We start from the raw sequence: 23,375 nt of genomic DNA, 5'->3' as shown, positions 1-23,375 counted from the left end.
CCAGATGGAGGCGGCCTAAAGGGTAGTGTTGGCTACGCCGCTTTCGCCGTGAGACGAGAGCGAAGCGCCCCGAACAACGCTTCCGCCAACCCATCAACTGAGTCAACGAAGGCGTAGTCGCGGTCAAAGACCGACGGCAATCCCGATCGAGCGTCCGAACCAATCCCCAGAGCAATCACTTCGACGTTTTCACGTCGCAGACGTGCAATGACGTCCCGTGTCGCCTCGAGTCGGTTGGGCATCCCGTCCGTGATCACCACGACGAGCTTGCGCTCGGCATCGGACCAGGCCATTTGGGTGGCGGCCGCCCAGAGAGCATCCGCCATCGGTGTACCACCACTGGCATGCACGCCGTAACGCCGGAGCGTTCGCGACGGGCGCTCGCCAGGCCGAGTCAGCACCTCCGTTGCCCCGGACCGGCCGGGGAAGAGACTGACGGCAACCTCAGCATCAGGGATGCGCTCAAGCGCCATACCCGCTGCCGCGGTGGTCTTGACGGCCAGATCGACCTCATGGCCCATAGAGCCACTACGGTCGAGCAGCACATGCACCGCCGTGTTGACGGCCGGGGCAGGGTCTTCCTCTCGAAAGAGGTCGATCTCCCCGGCCAGCAAGCGGTGCACTCGTTCCGGCTCGATCTCGATGCCATCGGTTTCAAACCGAGTGTCATCCAGATTCTGAGCTTCGAGAAGCCCTATGAGCCGGACATAAGCCGCCCGGGCTGCCGCGTCCACACCGCGCCGGATTTCGCCGGGGTCAGCTGTGTCCGTGGCAACCTCAGGGTCGCTGTCGTAGGCACCCAGACTGTTGTCCGAGTAACGACCATTCTGGGCTATCTCCTGAATCTCCTCCTGGAGCTTGTCGGAGATATCCGCGATGCGACCCGTGTCCTCACCGGAGAGCATTTGCGCTGCCGCCTTGGCGACAGCCTGGCCATCACCAGCACCCGTGCCACCGGCGCCGCCTGGATCAGAACTCTGATCTTCGGGCTTACCGGATGACGAAGTGCTGACCTGGCCATCTTCGTCTGCCTTGCCGGCCTGGGAGCCATCTGCCGGCTGATTGCCGGAGGATGAGTCAGCACCGTCACCAGACGAGGCATCGTTGCCACCGTCATTGGTGTCGGACTGGGTTCCCTGGCCGCTGTCGGCTTCGGACTGGTCACTGTCCTGGTCGCTGGCATCGCTGCCGTCGCCGCTGGACGAACCGTCCTGGTTATTGTCTTCCGGGGGCTCTTCGAGAAGGTCCTTGACGAGATCGGTGATCTCGCCGGCAATCCTCGCTGAGTCCGCGGTTGACTCGGCCTGCTCGATGGAGAACAAGGCCTTCTCGATCGCATCACAGGTCGATTGGGGTAGCACTGCCTCCAGCTGATCCTTGGCCCCTTGCGCCCAGTCGAGCAGGGCGTGTTGGCCAAGAATCTCACCACGGCCTCGGTAGAGAACGTAGGCCTGGAGGATGGACAGCGGGCTGTCCTCGTTGGTGGCCGGCTCGAACCAGCCCTCGCCATCGACGAGGTTCTGAACCAGCCGAGCCAGGTGCTTTCGGGCACCGGGGTAGAGGCGCATGACCTGCGTCTCCATCCGAACGTCCTCGAGCGCCTGGTATAGCCACCAGGTAGTGCCGAATGCCGCGTGGACATCAAAAGCCGACTGACTGGCTTTTCCATCTGGCGGGGTCGGCCGGAGCGACGGATCCGTGAACCGGTTATGTCCTCCCTCGTGGAGAGTGAAACCGATCGCACGAACAGCGAAGTCCGGATCATTGATGTCGGCGGCCGGAATGACCACCGATTCGAAATCAGTGTAGGCGCGAGCGCCCGACATCCGAAAACGAAGGTTGAGTTTGCGGGCCAGCATCCCACACAGGATGGGAAGTGACTTCGCAAGAACTTGATTTGCCATGTTTCCTCCAGATCGGCGGAGCGGCGTGAGCCGCCCCGCCTTGAGGGTTAAAGGACGAACCAGCCGCTTGTTGCGGACTGATTTTCGGTCTCCGGTTGTTCCTCATCGTCGGAGTCGTCGGCATCACCACACAGCGCTTCTTCAAGCTCGCGTGAATCAGCCGGCGCCTCAGATGAGGTCGGAGCGGGTTGGGTGTCATCTTCATCGTCCTGCGACTCGTCATCGGCCTGGGAGGCGCTGGCGAAATTGCGCAGCGACTCCGTATCCCGGAGAAGCAGGGCGAGACCCTGAAGGGCTATGAGAGGGGTACCCTCGATCGGCTGCCCCTTCGGGGGAAGCTTGTCGAGGACCTCATCGATCCGGCTCACGACACTTCCAATGCCGCAATCCAGAAAGCTCAAGCCATCCAGTTTTTCGCGGAAGCGCTGGAAGGGCCGTCGAATGGCGTGCGTTGCCACAGACTTACCCTCAAGCGACTCCCGATAGGTCTGTGCCGCCTCGACCGCGACTTCGTGGTAGAGGTTGGACACGATGCCGTTGACGGGAAGCTCTTCGCTCTCGTCAACGGGGCTTAGCCGGTAGAGATGAAAGGCGAACTTGGTCTTCGCCTTCACCCGGTCGAGGGGGTCAGCTGCGTTAGCCACAGCTGGCGCCCACTCCCCGGCTTGCGAGGCCCAGGCCTTGACGGCCTCGGGGTACTCGTTGAAAAAGCTGACAGAGGCTGAATTGAAATCACACTCGGCTTCGTTCAGCTCGCTGACCACTTCCTGTTTGCGATCCAGCGGGATGGCAAAGCCACCCATGAATCGGGTGCCGTAGCGAAGGCAAATGCGTTCGCCGCGGCGACGGATGGTGTTCAGCGGTTTGACCAGAGATGGGTTGAAGGTCTGCTTCTGGCCCAAGCTCATCAGCTCGGAAGGCGGAACCTTCTGAAGCCTCAGATCCTCGGCAAGATTTGCCTTCTTTCCGGTCGGGACGTCAACGTCCAGGTGGACGCACACGACGTTTTCGAGCAAGGACTCATCAGACATGATGTCCCTCCATTGGGTATAGATAGGTTGGGTTCGAACCCCCACGACGGACGCCGCGGAGAAGTTGGGTGTCCCATTGATTTTCGAGATGGGCATTCTCGGTAGCCCCGAGGGGCGACTACATGCCGGCGCCCAAACGGCGGCCAGGCCAGGGAATCCGGTAAAAGGGGGAGGGGGCGTAATGCCCCCTCTCCTAATTGCCCGCTACTCGCCCTTCTCGATGAGGCCGAGCATCTGACGAATTGCTTCCGCGTCAGATGGTGTTGCTCGTCGGAGCAGACAGGCGTCGAGAGACCTTTGGATCGGACTCTCGCCTTTCTTTTCGACGTCCTTCCAGAGAAGCGCATAGTGCGCGACCTGGAGGAGTTTTCGCGTGGAGATGGTGATCTCCAGCGCGTTTGCCGACTCGGCACCCTCACGGGTACCGATGTAGGAAGCACGAACCTCCTCTGCCAAACGGCAGAGAATGGTGCGCGCCACCTCGGGCAGCTCTGGCTGAACCCGGGCCAGGAGCGCTTCCTCGACTTCGCGTTCGGCATAGCCGACCTCGATGTAGATGAAGCGATCCGTCGTGGCGACATCCATACGCGAAACACCCGTGTGGAGGCCGGTTTCATCCCCACCGCCGGCGCTGTTGCCGGTGGCAAGCACCCGGAATCCCTCTGCCGGGACAATCGGGTCGCCGCCAAGCTGAGGCACGATCAGCGGCGCGCCCTCCATGAGGGCATGCAGCCGGGTCACCTCCCGGGGATCCAGTCGGTCGATTTCATCGAACAGGACCGGATACCCGTTTCGCACGGCCGCCGTGAGCGGTCCATCCTCATAAGAGATGGCCGCCCCTTCCTTGACCACGACCCGGTACAACACCGAGTCGAGCTTCATCGACTTCCCGCAGGGGATGACGATGAGCGGCACGTTGAGTCGAGCAAAATACTGCTCGGCCAACGAGGTCTTCCCCGACCCCGTGGGGCCGGTCAGGAACAGACCTTCGGACCCGGCCGCCTTAGCCCACCAACTGGCGAGCTCGGAGACGAGCCGTTGACGGAATGCGTAGTTCGGATCCTTTTTAGGAAGGAACTCAGCGTTTTCGCCCTCGCTACCACCTGGGACGGTGATCTCGGAGGGGATGGGCAAGCCGAAGTTGTCGGCCAGCGAATAGGATTGCGAAAATTTCACAGTCGTCTCCTAGTGGATGAGCGTGGCGCGGAAGTCTTCGTGGCGGGTTAGCCAGGCGAGAGACTCCTGCAGTTCGGTGGGATCCACGCCTGTGCATGCGCAACAGGCCTGGTATGAGAAAGGCGTCATCGGGTGGTCCTTTGGCACCAGCGGTGCATGGACCCAGGCCCAGACTTCGCCCTTTTGCGAGTCGGAAGCCCTGCCATCTAGCAGGGCGTGGAGGGATCGCTCAAGCACGCCGTCATGGAGTGCGAAAATGTCGCGATCGGTCCACTCAAAGGTTTCCTCGACAACGACATCATTGATGTCGTCATCAGTGTCGAGATCACCATTCGAGAAAAAGCCAAGCAGTAGCTGCTCGGTATCTTCCGGTTCGGCCTTGCGTCGTGCGCGCCGGATCGTCCGGCGAGCAATGAAGTCGGCCTGTTGCTGACCCCCTAAGAGGGCCAGAGCAAGTTGAGTACCCATGGGTTTCTCCTGCGCAGAAGAGGAGAGACCTCGCCCCTGGAGGGACGAAATCCCTCCAGTTGGGTGGGTTGGTTTGGGTGGTCCGGATTTAGCGAGCCGGACGGACTCGATCTGCCCACAAGGGGCGAGAATTCGGTCGGGCATTCACCCTTTCTGCGAAGGCCGGCATCCAGCGTCCGGAGAAAGGGCGCTCATTGAATGAGCGCCAGGTAGGTGAGGGTCAGATGACGAACCAGCCGCCACCGTCACCATTCACTGCTACGGCCGGGGTGTCCGGCTCGGTGTCTTCAACATTGCTGGGTGCAAAGCCGAAGCGTTCCGAGGCTGCGTTTTCCGCTTCGCCGGTTCGGCAAAGCTCCTGGAAGTCACACAGCCCGCAGGGGGTGTTGTAGGCCATCCGCGGACGCCGGTAGAACCGGCCTTCACGGATGCATTGGGCGTTGAACTTCACCTTCTCGACGAAGGCGGCAAGGTCCTCCTCGCTGCGAGCGGGAACCAGATCCGGGGCACGGACCTCGGGACCCTTGCCGCGACCCGAGGTCGAGACCTTGCGCTTTAGGCACTCCAGAAAACCGAGTCGAGCGACGTCAGAGACGCCAAGCATTTCGGTGTTATGAAGGACCAACAGCTGATAGGCCGTGAGCTGATCATCGAGATCGCTGAAACCCTCCGGCGTGGCGCTGGCGGGCGTCTTGAAATCGACAACAGCTAAGCGACCCATCTTGTCGTAGCCGATGAAATCAAGCTTTCCCCTAAGTTGAACACCAGGTTCAATTTCGCAAGAGAGCATGATTTCGAGCTGGGGGACGTTCTGGTCATCGACCAGAGGCGTCAGCCCGAACTTCGGCCAGAGCTGGTGGAATCGAGTGACGATCGCCCGGCCGGTGGCCAGAAGACTTTGCTCGTCCCATCTCGACGAATACTTGATCAACTTGGTCCGGAGAATTTCTGCCTTCCAGGCCTTGTTGAACACATCTTCGACGTTGAGCTTGTCCGGCTCGCCGGCGTGGTGTGCCCGCACGGACGCCTCAAAGGCTGTGTGCGCGGCACTGCCGAAGGGCAGGTTGGCCGAAGTCTCGCGCTGGCGAACCTTGAGAACGTGCTTGATCTCGTATAGACGAGGGCAGTTCTCGTAGTCCGCCAGTTTGCTTGGGGACAATCTGAGGCTCATGAGAGTCTCCTCGATTGCCAGACGTAACCCACCCCCGGAACGGGAGCAGGTCCCGTCCGGGAAGGGTGGGTGAAGGGACTAGGCCGTGGCCGCGTCCTGATCGGCGTTGTCGGAATCGGTGTTGTCCAATTCCGCCAGGCCGGACAGGAAGTCCCGGATCTCGTCATCATCGCTGAACTCAGGCACCTCGATCTCGTGACCTTTGGTGCGCAGCTGATCAACGACGTTTCGGCAGTTGCGTAGCAAGCCCTGGGTTACCCCCTTGGCCGGCTTCGGCTTGAGATTGGGCAGTGCTGCCTGCTTGCCGGTGTCCGTGGGTGCGGCGTTGCCGTCCTCGGATACGGGTTCGCTGTTCTCGCCTGCCTCGCGATGCCCCATGGCCTTACGGGACTCCTTTTCGTCTTCGTCGAAGACTTCGCCACCGAAACCGCAAGCCGCAACCAGACGCTGTCGAGCAGAGGTTTCGGCGCCCTTCCAACCATTGCTGGTATGGATGATGGCGCGGGTGGTGGCGTTATTCACCGCGTGGCCCTCCGGTGAGTAGAGGGTGGCAGTGAAGATGTGGGCGCGGAGATCTTCCAGGGCGATGCCGATGTCATGCGGCAATTTCCCGGCTTCCAGGGCGGCCTTGACGATGCTGCAATACGCAGAATCCGCCTCGAGCGCACTCTGGTTGGTGATCTCCACACGCCAGCCTTCGGCAGTGGGATAAGCCGCTTCGAAATCAGGCAATCGTTCCGATAACGGAATGTAGTCGTAGGGATTGCCGTTGTCATCGAAGCACTTAACGGACCGCTTGGCCATGAGTTTCTCCTTGGGTTAGCCGAACTCGTAGGGCATGTCCATGCCCTGGTCATTCGGGTTGATCGGGGGGCCCTGGTTGTAGGCCGGCTGGTTGCCATTGGCCTGCTGGGGCTGTTGCTGCTGGGGCTGGCCCTGAGTGGACTGGCCCTGATTCTGGTTCTGCCGGCCGCCGGAGAGGATCTGCATCTCATTGCAGACGACCTCGGTCGAATAACGGTCGGCGCCGCCTTGATCCTGCCATTTGCGGGTCTGCAGACGACCCTCGACATAGATCTTGCTGCCCTTCATGACGTAGTCACGGATCACGTCCGCCACACGTCCGAAGAACACCAGGTTGTGCCACTCGGTGCGCTCCTGCGTCTGACCGGACTGCTTGTCTTTCCAGCTTTCGCTGGTGGCAAGCCGGACGTTGGCCACAGAAGAACCGCCCTGGGTGGCGTTGATTTTCGGGTCCGCACCGACGTTGCCGATGAGGATGACCTTGTTGATACCTCGTGCCATGGAATGGCTCCTTTGGTTGATTGGTAGATCGTCACGGTGTTGCCGCAACGGGATTGGGTAGCCCGAGAATTGAGTCGGGCAGCTCATTCACCGCCGAGGCGGTTGAATCCCGTCGAGCCCCACACGAGGCTTTCTGATTCCAGAATACGAGGGTTCTGGAAAATGCAACCCCTGATGAAACAAGGGTTTTGGCGAGGGAGTGCGGGGCCGTGGTGCGGCGTTGGGGTGCCGCTAACCCGGATTAGGTGGGGGCGCAGTGGCCCACCTACGATGCTAGATCGGAAGGCAGGGGGAACGCAGCGCGAAACCGGCGTGATTAAGCAGGGGTTTCCAGGCGCGTGAAGGTGCATTTATTGGCGCATGGATTATGGTTGATGCAACGCTGGGCCAGAAAGGTTCGGTCACGCAAGGAGTCATAAGAATGAATAGCACGAAAGAAAACAGGGAAATGGAGTGGCGCTGGCCCAACATCAAAATGACTTCCATCAGGGGGGCGATTGTTGGAACGAGCGACTACACGGTCGAAAACGAGAATCGGATCTACAAGGTTGCCCATTTACGGGATGATTCCGGGAAGACTCATGTCCTGCACAACCTTCGGGTGAGCTCAGAGATGCAGGCCCATCTGGGGGACTTGATCGATATTCCGGGTGTCTATCATGTCGTGCGAGCCAATCTATGGAATCGAACTCTTAGCAGCTGGATTTATGCCTATCACCGAGAGCACGATGGCTACGCCTGCCGCGAACAGATTCCGACCTGGTTCTTGGGTATCCCGACGGCGATCATGATGATCGCCGGGGGGTTGATGGGGCTGTTTGCAGGCGTGGTGCTGGCATTGTTTATTGTTGGGATCCCGATATTGCTGCGGGGGTTGAATGAAACTACCTCGGGGATCTGGATTTTGTTGTTCAGACGAAATCGGGCCAAACAGACGATGCGAGCCGCGGGGTTTCCAGATTGATCTGTAGATACGGGTGAAAAAAAGCCGCCCCGAGGGGCGGCTCCAGCCATTAAGCTGTAATCAAAGGTCTGTTGATCCCGACTTTAAGAACAACTCTCGCAGTCAGGGTCATCGATCGAGCAAACCTTCGCCTGAGGAGCCTGCTGCACCGCGTTCAACCGATGATCCGTGATGGTGGATTTCTCGGTCGACGTGGCGCCCATGCTGCGCAGGTAGTAGGTGGTCTTGAGCCCCTTCTTCCAGGCGAACTCGTAGAGCTCGGCCAGCTTCGGACCCGATGCCTTGGCCATATAGAGGTTCAGGCTTTGGGCTTGATCGATCCATTTCTGACGTCGGCTTGCCGCCTCGATCAGCCATTTTGAATCGATCTCGAAGGCACAGGCATACACCGCCTTCATGTCCTCGGGGATGCGGTCAATGGCCTGGACGGACCCGTCGTAATACTTCAGGTCCTGGACCATCACCTTGTCCCAAAGGCCGCGGCGCTTGAGCTCGTGCACCAGGCTGGGGTTGATGACCGTGAACTCACCCGACAGGTTGGACTTCACCTGAAGATGAGCGTAGGTCGGCTCGATCGACTGCGTGACGCCGGTGATATTGGCAATGGTCGCCGTTGGCGCAATCGCCATCACATTGGAGTTACGCATGCCGGTCTTGACGGTCTCGCGGAGCGAATCCCAGTCGAGTCCGGCAACCGAGCCTTCGTCCATGTCGAGCATGCCACCGCGGCCCTGACGCAGCAGATCGATGGAATCGATCGGCAGCACGCCCTGTGACCACAACGAGCCCTGGAAGGACTGATAGGCACCCCGTTCACCAGCAAGGCCAGCGGAAGCTTCAATCGCGTAATAACTGATGAGCTCCATGAGCTCGTCGGCGAACACGACCGCTTCCCTGGAGGCGTAGGGGAGGCTCTTGACGTACAGCGCATCCTGGAAACCCATCAGGCCCATACCCACCGGACGGTGACGCATGTTGGCCTGGCGGGCTTCGTCTACGCTGTAGTAGTTGAGGTCGATCACGTTGTCGAGCATCCGCATCACCGTCTTGACCGTGAACGCCAGCTTCGACCGATCGATGCTGCCGTATTCAGTCAGGTGATTGGCGATGTTGATGCTTGCGAGATTGCAGACCGCGATTTCATCACCAGGCGAGGTGTTGAGCGTAATCTCCGTGCAGAGATTGGAGCTGTGCACCACACCCGCGTGCTGCTGCGGCGAGCGCAGATTGCACGGGTCCTTGAACGTGATCCACGGATGGCCGGTTTCAAACAGCATGGTGAGCATCTTGCGCCACAGCTGCTTGGCCGGAATCCGCTTGAAGTTGCGGATCTTGCCCGAGTCGGCATCACGTTCGTAAGCCTCATAGGCTTGGCGGAACGCCTGGCCGAACTTGTCATGCAAGTCCGGGCAGTCTGCCGGCGAGAACAGGGTCCACTCCGCGCCCTGGGCCACCCGTTCCATGAACAGGTCGGGCACCCAGTTGGCGGTATTCATGTCGTGACAGCGGCGCCGATCGTCCCCGGTGTTCTTGCGAAGCTCCAGGAACTCCTCGATATCCCGATGCCAGGTTTCGAGGTAGGCGCATGCCGCGCCTTTCCGGCGGCCACCCTGGTTCACGGCTACAGCCGTGTCATTGGCGACCTTCAGGAAAGGGACCACACCCTGCGATTTGCCATTTGTGCCCTTGATCAGCGAGCCGATCCCGCGCACCGGTGTCCAGTCATTGCCCAGACCGCCGGCGAACTTGGAGAGCATGGCGTTATCGCGGATGGCCGAGTAGATGCCGAACAGGTCGTCGGGCACCGAAGTCAGGTAGCAGCTCGAAAGCTGTGACCGGACCGTGCCGCTGTTGAACAGCGTCGGTGTGGACGACATGGCGTCGAAACTCGACAGGACCTGGTAGAACTCGATGGCCCGATCCGTCGGGTCATCTTCATTCAAGGCCAGGCCCATGGCCACGCGCATGAAAAACGTCTGCGGAAGCTCGTAACGCTCGCCATCTTCGTGCTGAAAATAGCGGTCGTAGAGCGTCTGCAGACCCAGATAGGTGAACTGGAAGTCACGGTACGCATCAATCGCCGCACCCAGCTTGCCCAGGTTGAACTGGTCGAGCAGGGCGGGATCAATCATGCCCGCGTCCACACCACGCTTGAGTCCGCGGCGCAGCACTTCCGGATAGATAAGCCCCATGTTGGCCTGAGTGTCGACATTGGACAGGCCCAGACCAGGCAGTACCTCGCGACGCAGCTTGTCGAGAAGGAAACGCGCGGCTACATAGGTGTAGTCGGGCTCCTGTTCAATGCGCTGCTTTGACGAGAGGATCAGGGCGTCATCGAGTGCTGATGCCGGAGCACCGTCGAACAGCGCCTTGATGGCGTCATTCACGATGGTCCCGGAATCAACGCCCTCGTCAAGCCCTTCGGCAGCTTCCGCAACCAGGGCTTGCAGGGCCTTTCGATCAAGAGGCTCGAGCGAGCCATCCGGCTTTTTGAGCCGGATCGTCGATTGTGTTGAGGAGACCGAAACATCGTGGCCAGCCGCTTTACGCTGCTCAGCCTGAAGGTCTCGGAAACGGATGTACTCTCGAGCAACCTTGTGCTCGCCGGCATCCATCAAGACGCTCTCGACGAGGTCCTGGATATCCTCAACCGCGACCACGGCCGCAGGACGCGACTCGATCTTGGCCAACACCTTGTCGGTGTAAGCCTTGATCTTGTCACGCACCGACGCCGACTTACCGGCGTCTGGGCCCAGCACAGCCGGGTCCATGAAGGCCGCGAGGATCGCGCGCTCAATCCTCGAACGGTCAAAGGCAACGGTTGACCCGTCACGCTTCATTACGTGCACATTCATAAACATCTCCTAGAAGAAAAACTCATGGAACGAATTGTTTCCTGAGTCGATTTGGGAACGAAGGGAGTAACCCTTCCGTTGGGTGGCCGGTTTAGTTGACGAGTCCGGCGGCCTCGCTTACGCCCGAGGGCGAAAAGAGGGGAGGCGTCCTTTGTCAAACCCACAACGGTGATCGGTCATGCCTGGCCGGCGATGCGATGGGCTTGAGAAAGGAACGGGCGCACGATGGCGCCCGTTCGGTGGTGACAGTTATTCAACTGCGAATAAGAAGCAGTCAATCCCAGCTAAGGGAGCCACCGGTTTGGTACTCGATGACGCGGGTCTCGAAGAAGTTCTTCTCCTTCTTGAGATCCATCATCTCGCTCATCCACGGGAACGGGTTTTCCGCACCGGGGAAGGGCTGCTCGAGCCCAATCTGGTTGCAGCGGCGATTCGCGATGAACCGCATGTACTCCGCCAGATTCTCGGCATTCATGCCGAGCACGCCGCGGGGCATGGTGTCCCGTGCGCTTTCGACCTCGAGCTCCATGGCCTCCAGAATCATCTGACGAGCCTCCGCCTGGAACTCCGTGGTCCACAGATGGGGATTCTCCAGCTTGATCTGGTTGATGACGTCGATGCCGAAGTTCAGGTGCATGGACTCGTCACGCATGATGTACTGCACCTGTTCGGCGGTGCCGGTCATCTTGTTGCGACGGCCCAGGCTCAGGAACTGGACAAAGCCGGCGTAGAACCAGATGCCTTCGAAAATCACGTAGAAGGCAATCAGATCCCGCAGGAACTGCTGGTCCGTTGACGGCGTGCCCGTCTTGAAGTCCGGGTCGGACAGGGACTGCGTGTACTGCAGGGCCCAAGCCGCCTTGTTATGGACGCTGGGCATCTCCCGGTACATGTTGAAGATCTCGCCCTCATCAAGGTCGAGGCTCTCCACGATGTACTGGAAACAATGGCCGTGAACCGCCTCCTCGAATGCCTGACGCAGCAGGTACTGCCGACATTCCGGGTTGGTCAGGTGCTTGTAGATACCCAGCACCAGGTTGTTGGCCACCAGCGACTCGGAGGAGGCAAAGAAGCCGAAGCTGCGCTTCAGCATCTGCCGCTCGTCGTCGGTGAGCGCCTCGGGATCGTTCCAGGTCGCGATATCCGCGGCCATGGAAACCTCCTGAGGCATCCAGTGGTTGGCGCACCCGTTCAGGTACTTGTCCCAGGCCCACTGGTACTTCAAGGGAACGAGCTGATTCACATCAGCCCGGCAGTTGATGATGGCCTTGTCATCCACATGGACGCGGCCAGCACCGAGTTCGACTTCTTCGAGGCCGGTGACGGCCCCATGATCCATAGCAGTAGCCATTGCTACCTCCTTTGCGCATATCGATATGAGCGGGGAGAGTTACCCCAGTCGGGGCGTTCTCCCCGAAAGGGATGTCCGCCATAAGGCGGGGTTGGGAAGCTGCTTTACGAAACGCGGGCGCAGCGGGCCTTGGTGCAGCGTCGAAGACGCTGCGTGGGATTCGGCTGGCGCGTTACGCCAAGAGGGCGGCGCGCGGGATCGTCGTGGGTGACGTTAGGTGGGTGCTAACGCCGCAGCGGGCGTTGGCCTGACTTTAATCCTGCCAAGGGGATGGCGACATCAGTGGGGCGAAAGCGCCCAAATTAAGAGGGGGTTTTGAGGGACTGCTTCAGGCGATGAATCGTTCGGATTCGGTGTTGATCAGGTGCAGCCTGGATTCGTCGATAAATCGACTGACCTCTCCAGGGGCTGCTGAGGAGACAACGAGCCGGGCTTTCGCGCGGGTCATGGCCACGAAGAAGAGTCGCCGCTCCTCGTCCATCTCGTGATTGTTCTTGTGGGGGACAACACCTTCTTCCGCCCGGACAATCCAGACCTTGTCGAACTCGAGGCCTTTTGAGCTGTGCATGGTCAACAGCGTCGGAACCGATGCGTCCATTTTCTTCTTGCGACGGGACAGGTAATCCATGCGCTGGGAGAGGCTCCCGCCCATATCGATGAAACTCTGCGCCGTCATCTGGAAGAGTTCTCTTTGACGCTGGGCACGCTTGGAGGCGCCGCTGATCTGGCCCAGGACCCACTCGGAGACGGAGGTCGCCACGGAACCATGGCGACCATTGGCGTGCTGAGATCGCCAGCGCGGGAGGGCGGCGACCAGGGTCTCAACCTTCTCGTCATTGATTTCGCCAGGCTGGGGCGGGCGCCGCCGGCGAGCGGCCAGCAGGCCTGATTCATGAAGTCGGTCGATGGTATGGGCACCGATATTGGCCCATTGGAGTGCCTGCTCCGCACCTAGCGGCCGGCCGGTGACGACACTGTCAAGAAGCGCAAGGTAAGCCCGGTTTGGCGGGGCCGACCACAAGTCGCTTCCGCCAATGCGTCGGTGATCGATCTGATCGGATTGCAGCTCTCGCTGAATGTGGTCGATGACGCTGTTGGTGCGGGCGATCACGGCCCACCCTTCCGGGTCTGCGGCAAGGGTTTCGCTGACTGCGGCGGCTTCGACCTTGGCATCCTCAAAGCGGTACCGCTCGATGATGGCGCCCGGTCCGGCGCCGGCCTGCATGTCCTTGTCGATGCGCTCTGGATTCTGGCGGATGAGGTGTCCGGCGTGGTCAAGAATCTCGGCGCGGCAGCGATAGTTGATCGACAGCGTGATGAGACGCGCATGATTGTTGTCGCGAAAGGTGCTCATGCCCTCATAGCCGCGAGCACGTCGCCAGCTATAAAGGCTCTGATCATCATCACCAACCACTGTCGCGATAGCGCCGGCTTTGATGTGGGCCGAAATCCAGAGGTGCTGGACGTCATCGGCATCCTGGAATTCGTCGACCAGGATGTGGGTGCAGGGTAGCGGTGGCACGCTACCGTCTTGTAGTCCTCGAACCGCAAACAGCAACAGATCGGCGAAGTCGATCATGCCGTGCTTGTTGAGCAGCTTGGTATACATCTCGTAGAGCCCGGCCTCCCGATCATTCAATGGATTGGGCTGCAAGGTGGATTTGAGCTTTTCGATGGTTTCGGCCGCATTCTGGTTATCCATCTCGGGGGCGGCCATGTCCCGGGCTCGCTCGATCAGCGCCGATTGCGCGGCGGGATCGATCAGGCGCAGGCGCATTCCCGCTTTTTCCAGCTGATGCTTGGCCAGTGAGTGGAAAGTGGCCACGGCCACACGATCAGCCGCATCGTCAGAAAGCGAATCCAACGTGCGCTGACGAAGTTCGCGAGCGGCGTCTTTCGTGAAGGTCACGGCAACGACACGAGCCTCGGGGTCGGAGCCGAGAAGATACGCCGCTCTGGTCTGGAGCACGCGGGTTTTGCCTGAGCCCGGACAGGCCACGACTACACAATGAGAGGCCGCCAAGACGGCGGCCTCCTGGTCGGGGTTTAGCCCCGCGAGTAGATGGTGTGGTGACAAGTTGGTCAGTGCGCGTTTGCCTGAGGCTCGTCTCAGGCGGAAGCCGGCGCCTCGTCGCCGTCGTCGTTATCCGAGGCAGTTTCACTCTGGCGAGCGGACGCATCCACATCATCGGGTGTGGCGTCCTTGCCTTTGTTGAGCACGGACTTTGCGCTGTTGGCGAGATTGCGGATGCGCCCGGCCAGGCGCGCCACGCGACGATTGTTGTCGTAGATGGCGGAGTTGCGCTGCTTGTTGTTGAACACACCCTCCAGCCAGAGGGCGTCGATGAACAGCACGAGGCGATCCAGCAGGGAGATCAGGCGCAGGAAACGGGCCTGGTGAGGCGTGGTGATCTCGCAGTGATAGGTCTCGGAGGAGGTATAGGTCGGGGTGTCCTGGATGTTATGGCTGGCCATGAGCTCTTCCATGCGATCGATCTGCGCCTGCAGGTCCTCCTCGACCTTGGTCAGGTATTCGTTGATGACCCCCTCCACGCGATCGGCAACCTCGATGGTGGTGCGGATCGGCAGCATCACGCCCAGCTGATAGAGGTTGGAGCTGACCACGCCGTTGTGGCGGCCGAAAAGCTTCTGTGCGGGAGTCGAACCAAAGGTTATGTCTTTGGTCATGATCGCGCGCGAGTTGCCGCGATGCGTGGAAGTCTCGGGGGTGACGGCGCCATTGGTCTTCGCCGCGCCATTGGTCTTGCTGGCCTTGCCGTTGGCTGCGGACTTCTTTGGGGGCTCGGCTGATGGCGTATCATTCGCGCCGGTCAGCGGCGGCGTCGTCGGTACCTGGGTGGCATCAGTTGTGGTTGCTTCGGTCATGATTCACCTCTTCGGTGGTCGATTTGATTGTGAACGCACCTCGATGGGCGCTTGGTTTGGTACTACCCATCTCAATGTTGAAGGCGAATGAAACGGGGCGGGGCGTCTTTAAGCGGCGCATTCGGCCGGCTTTTAGCCCGGAAATGGTGTTTTGGAGCGCCATCTCATCGAAATTGGACTGGCGCCGATAACAGCCGGGTGTATCGTCATACGTCGGATGACTCGGTCCAATATGGACCGGGAGGGTTTTGGAGAGAGGTCCGCCGGACTATAGTGCTATCACGAGGGTGGACGGGAATTGAATTCCCACAAGGACGTGGGTGCCAACAAGGACCAGATTGGTCCGGATAAGAGAGGTCGCAACCCATGCTGGATGATTTCCCGGCCATCGCCGCGGCATCCAAGCCCGTTTATATCCTGGGAGAGGATGGTGTTGGGGCGAATGTGCTCAAACACCAACTCGAGGTGTATTGCAGTCGCGTGGCACTACTGAAGTCGCGAGAACAATTAGCACAAGCCCTTGCCCAGGAGCAGCCACTGGGCGTACTGGTCCGCATCGACCGGCTCAATGAAACACGGGATGTGTTGCGCGATTATCTCGATGCAGGTGGCAATCTGATTGCCCTGGCAGACGAAGACACGCTCGAGGGGCGCGTTTTCGCTGCAAGACATTGCTGCATTGATTTTTTCCTGCGGCCCGTATTCGCCCGGACGATCTTCGACAAACTGCGGATCTACTTCCTGCAGCGCCAGCAAGGTCCGTTTCGGATCCTGGCAGTGAGTGATCGGACCGACAAGGATAAGCGGGATGTCATCTTCGATCTGATCGAGAGTGACCGGTTCATGGTGCGGGTGTGCCCGCCAGAGCAAGTGCTCGAGATGTGCGCTGACGAGCGTCCGGAGGCCATGGTGATTGACGGTGCCCTGGGCAGCTACAAACCGCAGGATCTGGCCAGAGCACTTGGCTCATTCATTGCGGGGCCGGCAGTGGTCTCGGTTGTGCATCGACAGAGTGGTGGTCGCAGTGGGCTCATTCGTGTGGAAATCATCATGGCCGATGGGGGGCATGAAGAATTCATGCTCCCAGGTCTCGTGCCCACGATCGATTTGCTGGGAAGGCTGAGCCGAGGCGTTCGATCGGAGCTGTCATCGGGCTTTTTCAATAACGCCATGCGCATCGATGCGGAGTTCCCGGAGCTGAGTCTGCTGACCAAGAGCTGCCAGGATGAGGGGCTGCCCATGGCAGTGGCGCTGGTGGGTCTGGATAAGGGTTCCCAGGTGCAGCGGCGGATCGGTTATGCCGAGATGCTGCGAATTACGCGCGAGCTTGAGTCCTTCTTGCGGATTTCGCTGGATAGCGAAGACCGGGTGCACCACGTCAGCCTGGATCGGCTGATGCTGTTTCTGCCTGGCAAGACCGCGGCACAAGCCGAAGCCCTGCTGGGTGAGCAGAAGAACATGGGGTTGCTGGGTCGTATGACGCAAGGCATGGACGACGCCTGGCTGGCAGATGCGATTCAGGGGATGGCGGTAAGCGCCGGGATTTCGCAAACCTCTGGCGCCTTTGGTCTGGTCGATGCCATACAGGAGGCCAGACGGGGGTTTCTCCGCGCCCAGCTGTCCGGGGGTGATCGAGTGGTGTTGCAGGCAAGTCGGGGTTGACCGGGGTCTTGCATTTCCGTCATTCAAGGTAGATTGAGATCAATCTGTGATTGACCGGCCAAGGCCGGGACCGAACCGGTATCTCAACGTATGCACGAAACCCTGAACGAGGAAATCGAAAGCTATCTGGATAATCTGGGCAAATCGTTGCCGGGTTTTCATGACCGGCCATCCCAGCGTGAGTTGATTGCCGATATCCACGACGTGGTCGCTGGCTGGTCGAATGAAAAACGTCCCATTGGCCTGTTCGAGGCGCCCTGCGGGGTGGGCAAGTCAGCAAGCTACAGCCTTGGCGCTATCCCGCGGGCCAAGGCGGATGGGCTGACCGTGATCATCTCCACCGGCACGGTGGCGCTACAAGAGCAGCTGTTCCACAAGGACCTGCCTGACCTGCAGCGCCATGCCGGCATGGAGTTCGACTTCGAGATGGTCAAGGGCCGTGGCCGATACCTGTGTCTGTCAAAACTGGCTGGCTTGACCGGCTACGACAACGCCCAGGGCGATCTCTTGCGCGGCGCCTTACCGGCGGCCGCCAAGGGCGGCGCTTCAGGTGGTTCCATCTACGAAACGATGCGCCAGGCTATCGAGGGGCAAGCGTGGGATGGTCAGCGAGATAGCTTCCCGGGCGCTATCGATGACGAACAATGGCGCCCGGTCACCACTGATCGAAATGGATGCCTGGGCGAGCGTTGCCGTTTCTTTGACGATTGCAGCTTCTATAAAGCGCGCCGGCGCGTATTTGCCGCCGATGTTCTGGTGGTAAACCACGATCTGCTGTTATCGGATCTGGCGCTGGGAGGCGGCAAGATCCTGCCCGATCCGGAAGGCTGCGTGCTGATTCTCGACGAAGGGCATCAGATTCCGGACAAGGCCCTGAGGCATTTCGAGGCGCGTGCGCATGTGGATGCCAAGAACGGGTGGATTGACGCCGCCCGGCGCACGGCGGGCGGTGCCAGCGCGATGATCGGGACACCCAAGGCGGCCACCAACCAGGTGGACCTCGATGAGGCGCTGGTTGGGCTCGAGCGCAAGCTCAAGGAGCTTCACGTCTGCCTGTCATCCGCGCCGGCGCTGGCACCTGATGACGAAGGTCTGGCCTTCTGGCGATTCCCCAAAGGCGTCGTGCCCGACGGTATTCGTGATCTGTCGCAGGACTGCGCGTCACTATTCGGGATTGCTGGGGCACTCGTGCGTCGGCAAATCCGGGGGCTCAACGATGTGATCAAGGCAAAGGGTGACCGCGGCGAGGCGGAGACTGCCGCCGCCGGGATGGGTGAGGTCCTGTCCCGCCTGGAGCGAGAAGAAAAGCTGTTTGGCTACATGGCTCAGGCCGACGCCGACAACGGGCCGCCGCGGGCGCGATGGATCCACGCCAGACACAGTGGGCGCAGTGTGGCCTTCGTGCTGGAAAGCTCGCCCATCTCAGCGGCCCGTGAGCTCTCGGCAAACCTGTGGGAGAAGTTTGCAGCCTGCGTGGTGACTTCGGCCACCATTCGATGCAACGGCAAGTTCGACCGTTTCATTCGGCGTGCTGGCCTGGGTCAGCAGGAAGGGCTGGTCACGAAGGCGATTGCCTCGCCGTTCAACTATCGACAGAGATCAATGCTGCATCTCCCGGCGATGCGAGCCGAACCTCCTCAGGGTGACGTGTTCGAGGATGAAGTGGCGCTTCGCATCAATCAGCTGGTCGATCCAACTGAAGGAACCCTGGTGCTATTCTGCTCGAAGCGACAAATGAAAAGCGTGGCTGATCGCATCGAGCCGGGGCTTCGGGATCGGGTGTTGATGCAGGGAGAAGCGGCACGCGAGGTGCTGCTGGAAACACACCGGAAACGGGTTGAGAAAGGGCAAGGCAGTATCCTGTTTGGCCTTGCCAGCATGGCCGAGGGGCTGGACCTTCCCGGCGCCGCCTGCACCCATGTGGTGATCACCAAGCTCGCGTTCACCGTGCCGGATTCGCCGATCGAGGCCACTGCGGCGGAATGGCTGGAATCGATGGGGCTCAACCCGTTCATGCTCATGAGCATGCCCGACGCGTCGCTGAAACTGGTACAGGCGACAGGCAGGTTGCTGAGGACCGAGGAGGATTGGGGCCGGGTAACCATCCTGGATCGGCGGCTGGTCACGAAGCGATATGGCCAGGCCATGCTCACCGGGCTACCGGATTTCGCGCAGGTCATTGATGCGGCTGAGCCGGCTGGCGGCTACCGCCCGCCGCGGTTCAAGGGTGCGGCCTGAATTCCGGCTAGGAGACCAGGGATAGCGCTCTGGCCATGGCCTGGCGCTGCTGGTCATTCGAGATCTCGGGCAAAAGATCCGCGGGTTGGAGACCGGCACGATTCACCGGATTGTGCTGGGCGCCCTGCGAGAGTAGATACATCGCATATCGCCAATCACCCGAGAGCACCGCATGATGCATGAGCTGGTTGTCGGCCGTATCAGCTGCGGTGATGTCGGCGCCGGCACGCAGAAGCATGTCGGTGATGGCTTGGTGACCCAGACGGGCAGCGGCGTGAAGCTCGGGGCCATAGCCGTCGGAGATTCTGGCTGAACGGGCTGCCATCGAATCCAGAAGGCGTGCCAACACAGTTGCCCGTCCATGCAGGACCGCCTGCAAGGCTGGTCGATGACCGGTGATGTCAACCCGCATCGGGTCGGCCCCGGCCTCGAGAAGGCAATCGGCGAGTTTCGAATCTGGCTGCGAGGCAGCCACATGCAACGGCGTCTTGCCATCGGCGCTGGTGAGGTTCGGATCGGCCCCTGACTGGAGAAGCAATACCAGCCCGTCAATCTGGCCGGCATCGGCAGCATAATGCAGGGCAGAGCGCTGCCATCGATAATCCGTGAGATTCGGGTTGGCCCCGGCGTCGAGCAGGAGGGCTATCATAGGGGAAGTGCTGAACTTCGCTGCGAGAGCCAGTAGGGGCGTGCTCCTGTCCGGTCGAATATCTGGGTACGGGAGTTCGCTCAGGTGGGCGCGCATACCCTGGATGTCGGCGTTTCTCAGCAGCCCCAGCAGCAGCTCTTCAAGGCTGGAAAGGTACATGCCTATGTCGCCGCGGAACGGCGATCGAACGCCTGGCGGACATAGCGCGAATGACCTACCAGAAATACCCCTTCATCATTGCAAATGGAAGGGTAGACAGGGGGCATCGCGTCAGGAGTCCGACCGTCAAGGTTTATGGCATTGACGTTGCAGCGCGCACGCAACAAGGCCCTGACCATCTGGATCCGGTTGTATTCCACCGCGATATGCAGCGGGGTGTCTCGGCAGTGGTCGAGCGCGTCCGGGTTGGCGCCGGCCTCCAGCAGGGCCTGAACCAGGGACGGGGGGGCGCCGCTCATCGCGGCAAAATGAAGCGGGGTATCGGCGTTGCAGTCACGCGCCGAAGGATCGGCGCCGGCATCGAGCAACCATCGCGCCGTGTTGATCGCGCGATACTGCGTCGCGAAGTGCAAGGGGGTGGCGCCGTTGAAGTCTGTCAGATCACTGTCATCGGTCGCCTGGACCAGCCTTGCCATGGGCTCAACGCGGTCATAGACCGCGGCAAAGTGATGCGGGTACCAGCCATTGATGTTGCGAGCTGCGGGGTTGAAGCCGCGAGCGAGAAGCATGTCAATCGGTCTGGGGTCGGAGAGACTGGCCAGCACATGCAGCGGGGTATCCAGCGTGGCCGAGTCGCGCAAGGACGTATCCGTGATGGTCATGACCAGGCGGCGAATCTGCAGCTCGTCCCCGCGCGAGGCCGCCAGCTTGAGTGCATCCATGACCGAGGCGCATGCCTGCGGCTGGGAGGTCGGCTCAAGAGTTGAAGCTAGCTGGGTGTTGTTTTCATAAGCCTGTGTCATTACCGAAGATCCATCCAGAAGGAGCTGCTTGTAGAGCTCCACTGGGCGGAGTTATCTCACAGGTTGGAGAAAACGCAATAGGGCGGAGCCCGGGTTAAACCCGGGCTCCAGTTGGGGCCGTCCTGAGACGATCACGCAGAAACCAGCTCCAGACCCCGAGCATATTGATCAGGGTGAAACCAATCTCCTTGGTGACCAGACCAGGGGCGTTGATGAGGATGCCGTAGCTGACCCAGGCGACATTTCCTGCCAGAAAGAACAGGAAGCCGAACCGGGAGACACGACTGTTCGAGGCGACCATCACCGCGCCGGTCAAGGCGAGGAGACAGCCGCCCCATTGAAGAGACCAAAGAAGCATCATGCTCCTCCTTAGCTGGCGCGGCGAAACAGCCGCTGTGGATGGGCCCGATTACTATCGGGTGTGTGGGATTGGGTGGTCGACGGAAAGCATCCGCTTCCGTGTTGATTCAGGACATCGAGCCAATCGATGCCCTTCTCGCCGGGGGGGATCACCATCGGTGGCATGTGCACCGACAGCATCGCGCCAAGGCGATCCTTCATCACGGACGCGGCATACGCGCCGGCGCCTTCGGGCTTGGACTTGCTGGGCTGATCCTTGTCGGACCAGAGCACGACCCGCCGGACGCCATCGGGGATTGTCACCTGCGTAAGCAGGGCATCCGAGATAGCCGCCCAGACCGGCATACCGGTGGCCAGTGTGACCGCCATCGCCGTTTCAATGCCCTCAGCCAGGCCCAGCACTTCGCCGGGTTTGACCAGGGGGATTGCAACCCCGCCCAAGGGTTCGTCGGTGGCAGCGGGGCAAAGCTTCTTTGCCGCGGGCACCGGCGCCTTGAGGCCCTGCGCCGTGATGTACGTGCGGTGCAGGGTCGCAATCTTGCCGTTGGGTCGGATGACCGCGGCAAGAATGCAAGGGAAGGTGCCCAGTTTGGTGAGGCTTCCTTGATCATCGGACTCGAAATAATCGAGTGCCGGATGCATGCGGAGGACCTCGGGCCAGTTGGTGATGCCGCGCAGGCCACGTCGATGGAAATACGAGCGTGCCGGGCGGGACTTCGGGGAGGTCAGTGGTAGGGCTTCGCTCCACCACTGTGCCAGTCGCCTTGCCCAGGTGGGGTTGGCGGTTGGTGCTTTCGGTTCCGGCTTGGATGCCGGTGCCGGTGCCGGACGCACGGAAATCTCCGTGTTTCGGTCCGACAGGCCGAGGTGTGCCTCGACCTGGTTTTTGGCTTCGACTGCGTCGCAGTTATTCAGCCAGGCGAGCAGCGCGAAGCCGTCGGCAAAGTTGCCGCATCGGCTACACACCGCACCGCCTGTCTCGGCGAAGTCCTTGAAAACCCTGAAGGGCTTCTTGGAGGACTCGCCATGCACCGGGCAGTCGACGTGTTTTCTGCCTCGGGCGTCCAGCGCAGTGCGCAGGTCGAACGGTGACAGAGAGGACACGATTTCAGGCCAACGGCCAGAGGCCGCGGCCTTCACGTCCTGGAACTTCATGAGCTCCTCCTGGTTGGGTGGGTTGGGGTGGTCTTGGGAGGCTGATTTGGGTGTGGCTTGCGCCGCGAGGTCAGCTACCCCGCTTTCCTGTCATGCGGAGGCATGACATGGGAATTCTGATGGGCCTGCTTCTTGGCCATGGCCAGGTGACGGAGCTTGCGGTGGGGGAAGCCGGTGTGGCCTTCCTGGTTGAAAACATCGAGCCAGTCCCGGCTCTTGGCTTCTATCGGGATGGGGCCGTCCGGCAAGAACACATGGACATCGACGCCTTGGGAAAGGGCGCGCTCGGCGAGCTCCTGGGCAGCATTCTGGCCGGCATGACCGCGGTCGAGATCGGACCAGATAAACAAGGTTTCGATCCTCTCAGGAAGAACCAATTTGGCCATCAAGGTGCTGGAAATCGTCGCCCATGCCGGAATGCTGGTTGCCAACATGACGGCCAGCGCGGTCTCGATGCCCTCGGCCACCGAGAGCGTGGTGCCGGGTTTGCCCAGAGGGATAGACCCGCCAGACAGTTCGCGATCGGAGGGCATGGACATGAGCTTCTTGGGCTTGGGCACATCCGCCTTGACGCCATCCTCGGTGAGATAGGTCCGATGGAGCGTGGCGGGCTGGTCATCGGGCGTGACCGCCATCGCTACCATGGCCGGGTACTCACCGCGGAGCACCACCCGGTCATCGTCATTCGTCTCGTAATAAGGCAGCTTCGGGTGAAAGCGCAGCACGTCGGGCACGCCAGAGAGTGTCAGTCCGCGCTGGACCAGGTAACGAAGCATTGGGGCTGCACGAGGGTCATCCGCTGCCAGGGTTTGGCCCCATGTGCTACGAAGAAGATGCAGGCGGCGCTTGTCCTGTTCAGCGTCGATCTCGGGCGCTGCGGGTGTGCGCGGCGGCGGGGGCTCAATCGGGCCGTCGGAGGATTCCAGTCCGAGATGATCGGCAACTGCCTCGAAGGCCTGCTTGATTGACCACTGATTGACCCACTCCAGTACGTCGAAGCCGTTTTTGTAAGCGCCGCAGCTATTGCAGATGCCACCACCGGTTTGCTCGTAGTCGGTGAAAAAACGGAAGCCATCGTTGCCGCCGTGAACTGGGCATCCGACGTGACGGGGTCGGCCGGCACGGCTGGCTGCGTCCAGCGCCTCATCCAGTGAAGGGGCCAGGGCGCGCAAGATCCCGGCCCAATGACCGTTGGCCGCATGACGAATTGTGGAAAACTCTAGCTTCATATCCCGGTA

19 protein-coding genes are annotated in these 23,375 nt (G+C 60.7%); 3 read left to right on the top strand and 16 right to left on the bottom strand.

Annotated elements, in window-relative coordinates:
- Window positions 1–32 precede the first annotated feature (32 nt).
- The 7 genes from RM531_RS08675 to RM531_RS08645 all read right to left on the bottom strand — a co-directional run bounded on the left by RM531_RS08675 (window position 33) and on the right by RM531_RS08645 (window position 7,055).
- The gene (locus RM531_RS08675; protein ID WP_311658687.1) at window positions 33–1,904 is read right to left on the bottom strand and encodes a VWA domain-containing protein; all 1,872 of its coding nucleotides are present in this window, start codon (window positions 1,902–1,904) and stop codon (window positions 33–35) included.
- Window positions 1,905–1,951: 47 nt separating this feature from the next.
- The gene (locus RM531_RS08670; protein WP_311658686.1) at window positions 1,952–2,935 is read right to left on the bottom strand and encodes a DUF3150 domain-containing protein; all 984 of its coding nucleotides are present in this window, start codon (window positions 2,933–2,935) and stop codon (window positions 1,952–1,954) included.
- Between the two features lie 204 nt (window positions 2,936–3,139).
- Window positions 3,140–4,111, bottom strand: a complete 972-nt coding sequence (locus tag RM531_RS08665) for an AAA family ATPase (RefSeq protein WP_311658685.1) — start codon at window positions 4,109–4,111, stop codon at window positions 3,140–3,142.
- 9 nt (window positions 4,112–4,120) lie between these two features.
- Window positions 4,121–4,579 (bottom strand): hypothetical protein, encoded by a 459-nt coding sequence (locus RM531_RS08660; RefSeq protein WP_311658683.1) that lies wholly within the window; start codon window positions 4,577–4,579, stop codon window positions 4,121–4,123.
- Between the two features lie 220 nt (window positions 4,580–4,799).
- Window positions 4,800–5,750: a RecB family exonuclease gene (locus tag RM531_RS08655; protein ID WP_311658682.1), complete on the bottom strand. Its 951-nt coding sequence runs from the start codon at window positions 5,748–5,750 to the stop codon at window positions 4,800–4,802.
- 78 nt (window positions 5,751–5,828) lie between these two features.
- Complete coding sequence (locus RM531_RS08650) at window positions 5,829–6,554, bottom strand: hypothetical protein (RefSeq protein WP_311658681.1); 726 nt, start codon at window positions 6,552–6,554, stop codon at window positions 5,829–5,831.
- 15 nt (window positions 6,555–6,569) lie between these two features.
- Window positions 6,570–7,055 (bottom strand): single-stranded DNA-binding protein, encoded by a 486-nt coding sequence (locus tag RM531_RS08645; RefSeq protein WP_311658679.1) that lies wholly within the window; start codon window positions 7,053–7,055, stop codon window positions 6,570–6,572.
- A 421-nt stretch (window positions 7,056–7,476) separates the two neighbouring features.
- Here RM531_RS08645 and RM531_RS08640 point away from each other — a divergent pair, with 421 nt between their 5' ends.
- The gene (locus RM531_RS08640; protein WP_311658678.1) at window positions 7,477–8,019 is read left to right on the top strand and encodes a sensor domain-containing protein; all 543 of its coding nucleotides are present in this window, start codon (window positions 7,477–7,479) and stop codon (window positions 8,017–8,019) included.
- An 83-nt stretch (window positions 8,020–8,102) separates the two neighbouring features.
- Here the strand turns inward: RM531_RS08640 and RM531_RS08635 are convergent, their stop codons facing one another.
- The 4 genes from RM531_RS08635 to RM531_RS08620 all read right to left on the bottom strand — a co-directional run bounded on the left by RM531_RS08635 (window position 8,103) and on the right by RM531_RS08620 (window position 15,111).
- Complete coding sequence (locus tag RM531_RS08635; RefSeq protein WP_311658676.1) at window positions 8,103–10,874, bottom strand: ribonucleoside-diphosphate reductase subunit alpha; 2,772 nt, start codon at window positions 10,872–10,874, stop codon at window positions 8,103–8,105.
- Window positions 10,875–11,148: 274 nt separating this feature from the next.
- Entirely contained in the window at window positions 11,149–12,225 is a 1,077-nt protein-coding gene (locus RM531_RS08630) for a ribonucleotide-diphosphate reductase subunit beta (protein ID WP_311658675.1), read from the bottom strand.
- A 328-nt stretch (window positions 12,226–12,553) separates the two neighbouring features.
- Complete coding sequence (locus RM531_RS08625; RefSeq protein WP_311658674.1) at window positions 12,554–14,302, bottom strand: ATP-dependent helicase; 1,749 nt, start codon at window positions 14,300–14,302, stop codon at window positions 12,554–12,556.
- Window positions 14,303–14,334: 32 nt separating this feature from the next.
- Window positions 14,335–15,111 carry a hypothetical protein gene (locus RM531_RS08620; protein WP_311658672.1) on the bottom strand — a complete coding sequence of 259 codons (777 nt, stop codon included), beginning with the start codon at window positions 15,109–15,111 and terminating at the stop codon, window positions 14,335–14,337.
- A 366-nt stretch (window positions 15,112–15,477) separates the two neighbouring features.
- On the opposite strand from RM531_RS08620, the gene RM531_RS08615 reads away from it, so the two are divergent.
- Window positions 15,478–16,773: a hypothetical protein gene (locus tag RM531_RS08615; RefSeq protein ID WP_311658671.1), complete on the top strand. Its 1,296-nt coding sequence runs from the start codon at window positions 15,478–15,480 to the stop codon at window positions 16,771–16,773.
- Window positions 16,774–16,863: 90 nt separating this feature from the next.
- A complete protein-coding gene (dinG, locus tag RM531_RS08610; RefSeq protein ID WP_311658670.1) occupies window positions 16,864–19,011 on the top strand; it encodes an ATP-dependent DNA helicase DinG in 2,148 nt (715 codons plus the stop codon).
- Between the two features lie 7 nt (window positions 19,012–19,018).
- On the opposite strand, the gene RM531_RS08605 is transcribed toward dinG, so the two are convergent.
- From RM531_RS08605 to RM531_RS08585, 5 genes are all read right to left on the bottom strand, one after another.
- Window positions 19,019–19,819, bottom strand: coding sequence for an ankyrin repeat domain-containing protein (locus tag RM531_RS08605; RefSeq protein ID WP_311658669.1), 801 nt, complete (start codon window positions 19,817–19,819; stop codon window positions 19,019–19,021).
- Window positions 19,820–19,821: 2 nt separating this feature from the next.
- Window positions 19,822–20,622, bottom strand: a complete 801-nt coding sequence (locus tag RM531_RS08600) for an ankyrin repeat domain-containing protein (protein ID WP_311658667.1) — start codon at window positions 20,620–20,622, stop codon at window positions 19,822–19,824.
- A gap of 94 nt (window positions 20,623–20,716) precedes the next feature.
- A complete protein-coding gene (locus RM531_RS08595; RefSeq protein ID WP_311658666.1) occupies window positions 20,717–20,983 on the bottom strand; it encodes a hypothetical protein in 267 nt (88 codons plus the stop codon).
- Between the two features lie 8 nt (window positions 20,984–20,991).
- Window positions 20,992–22,137, bottom strand: a complete 1,146-nt coding sequence (locus tag RM531_RS08590) for a DUF7146 domain-containing protein (protein WP_311658665.1) — start codon at window positions 22,135–22,137, stop codon at window positions 20,992–20,994.
- A gap of 74 nt (window positions 22,138–22,211) precedes the next feature.
- Complete coding sequence (locus tag RM531_RS08585) at window positions 22,212–23,366, bottom strand: DUF7146 domain-containing protein (protein ID WP_311658663.1); 1,155 nt, start codon at window positions 23,364–23,366, stop codon at window positions 22,212–22,214.
- Between the last annotated feature and the right edge of the window lie 9 nt (window positions 23,367–23,375).

It is taken from the genome of Spectribacter acetivorans (assembly GCF_031846305.1).
Classification (GTDB): domain Bacteria; phylum Pseudomonadota; class Gammaproteobacteria; order Nevskiales; family Salinisphaeraceae; genus Spectribacter; species Spectribacter acetivorans.
The sequence above is the reverse complement of the archived record's forward strand: the minus strand, read 5'-3'. Positions and strand labels throughout refer to the sequence as shown.

Coding starts and splice junctions, on each gene's coding strand:
- RM531_RS08615 (WP_311658671.1), top strand. CDS start 15,478: ATGCTGGATGATTTCCCGGCCATCGCCGCGGCATCCAAGCCCGTTTAT.
- RM531_RS08655 (WP_311658682.1), bottom strand. CDS start 5,750: ATGAGCCTCAGATTGTCCCCAAGCAAACTGGCGGACTACGAGAACTGC.
- RM531_RS08595 (WP_311658666.1), bottom strand. CDS start 20,983: ATGATGCTTCTTTGGTCTCTTCAATGGGGCGGCTGTCTCCTCGCCTTG.
- RM531_RS08660 (WP_311658683.1), bottom strand. CDS start 4,579: ATGGGTACTCAACTTGCTCTGGCCCTCTTAGGGGGTCAGCAACAGGCC.
- RM531_RS08675 (WP_311658687.1), bottom strand. CDS start 1,904: ATGGCAAATCAAGTTCTTGCGAAGTCACTTCCCATCCTGTGTGGGATG.
- RM531_RS08600 (WP_311658667.1), bottom strand. CDS start 20,622: ATGACACAGGCTTATGAAAACAACACCCAGCTAGCTTCAACTCTTGAG.
- RM531_RS08585 (WP_311658663.1), bottom strand. CDS start 23,366: ATGAAGCTAGAGTTTTCCACAATTCGTCATGCGGCCAACGGTCATTGG.
- RM531_RS08605 (WP_311658669.1), bottom strand. CDS start 19,819: ATGTACCTTTCCAGCCTTGAAGAGCTGCTGCTGGGGCTGCTGAGAAAC.
- RM531_RS08590 (WP_311658665.1), bottom strand. CDS start 22,137: ATGAAGTTCCAGGACGTGAAGGCCGCGGCCTCTGGCCGTTGGCCTGAA.
- dinG (WP_311658670.1), top strand. CDS start 16,864: ATGCACGAAACCCTGAACGAGGAAATCGAAAGCTATCTGGATAATCTG.
- RM531_RS08630 (WP_311658675.1), bottom strand. CDS start 12,225: ATGGCTACTGCTATGGATCATGGGGCCGTCACCGGCCTCGAAGAAGTC.
- RM531_RS08620 (WP_311658672.1), bottom strand. CDS start 15,111: ATGACCGAAGCAACCACAACTGATGCCACCCAGGTACCGACGACGCCG.
- RM531_RS08645 (WP_311658679.1), bottom strand. CDS start 7,055: ATGGCACGAGGTATCAACAAGGTCATCCTCATCGGCAACGTCGGTGCG.
- RM531_RS08650 (WP_311658681.1), bottom strand. CDS start 6,554: ATGGCCAAGCGGTCCGTTAAGTGCTTCGATGACAACGGCAATCCCTAC.
- RM531_RS08635 (WP_311658676.1), bottom strand. CDS start 10,874: ATGAATGTGCACGTAATGAAGCGTGACGGGTCAACCGTTGCCTTTGAC.
- RM531_RS08640 (WP_311658678.1), top strand. CDS start 7,477: ATGAATAGCACGAAAGAAAACAGGGAAATGGAGTGGCGCTGGCCCAAC.
- RM531_RS08670 (WP_311658686.1), bottom strand. CDS start 2,935: ATGTCTGATGAGTCCTTGCTCGAAAACGTCGTGTGCGTCCACCTGGAC.